This is a genomic window from Polaromonas sp. P1_G2 (assembly GCF_056405515.1).
The window spans coordinates 1-820 of record NZ_JBFUBY010000581.1; the positions used below are offsets into that span (position 1 = coordinate 1).

The following is an 820-nucleotide window of genomic DNA, read 5'->3' on the forward strand; positions in this document are numbered from 1 at the left end:
GACAGTTATCGTTTACCGAATCCCATTGCAAGACGCGGGTAAGAGTGCTGGCACCGGCAACACGCTTCAAGTGCTGATGCCAGCCAGGAGCTCCCACAGCCTTGCGGATGAACGAATCGAACTGYGATGGGTGCAGACACAGCATGAAGAAATCCATGCCGCGAGAACGGTGCTCAGCGAGCTTCGCGACATATGGCGGAATCATCGAACCGTTGGCCCTGGGCGGTAAATCGTGATAGACCTCATCGACCAGGAAGATTGTTCCGTCCGGCTCGTCCTGCCACTTTTTGAAATCTATCTGTTTCCAGCCGAATTCCTTTTCGATGTGCGGATAAATTTTGAGCCGTCCGTTGTGCGCGACAGGACGACCCGTTGCTAGTTGAAGGTCGCGAATATCACGAAGCGTGAACAGCGTTTTGCAAGAGCCATTTGCCCCGGTGCGGATGTAGAACATTACTTTGTCACCCAACGTTTGAAAGTGCCACTAGTGAGTCCGGCCAATGACGCACGAACTACCAACGCCGAAAAAATAATGCTTAGTGACTCGCCGACCTTCAACGTCGCCAACAAGCCGAGCAGATCGGGAGGCAACGAAAYAAACCTTGCCACCGCCTGATCCTTCAACCAACCGAAGGTGACTTGCACTCCGGTATAAGTCGCCACGCTCATCCCCAACGACAGCAAGACACGACCAACCAGCGACGGCAATATGGCAAGAAACGCGTTCCACAAGAACGCGACGATTACAGGCATGAGCTACCCCTTTGCAACGATCATTAATGCCGTGATGAACGACACGCCAAGCAGGATCAACCCAAGC

The 820-nt window shown here is 53.3% G+C and carries 2 protein-coding genes; both read right to left on the bottom strand.

Annotated elements, in window-relative coordinates; genetic code table 11:
- A partial coding sequence (locus AC1D0P_RS26305) for a zonular occludens toxin domain-containing protein (RefSeq protein ID WP_477679415.1) occupies positions 1-454 on the bottom strand: 454 nt, incomplete at its 3' end.
- Positions 454-753, bottom strand: a complete 300-nt coding sequence (locus tag AC1D0P_RS26310) for a DUF2523 domain-containing protein (RefSeq protein ID WP_477679416.1) — start codon at positions 751-753, stop codon at positions 454-456. The genes AC1D0P_RS26310 and AC1D0P_RS26305, both read right to left, overlap by 1 nt.
- Between the last annotated feature and the right edge of the window lie 67 nt (positions 754-820).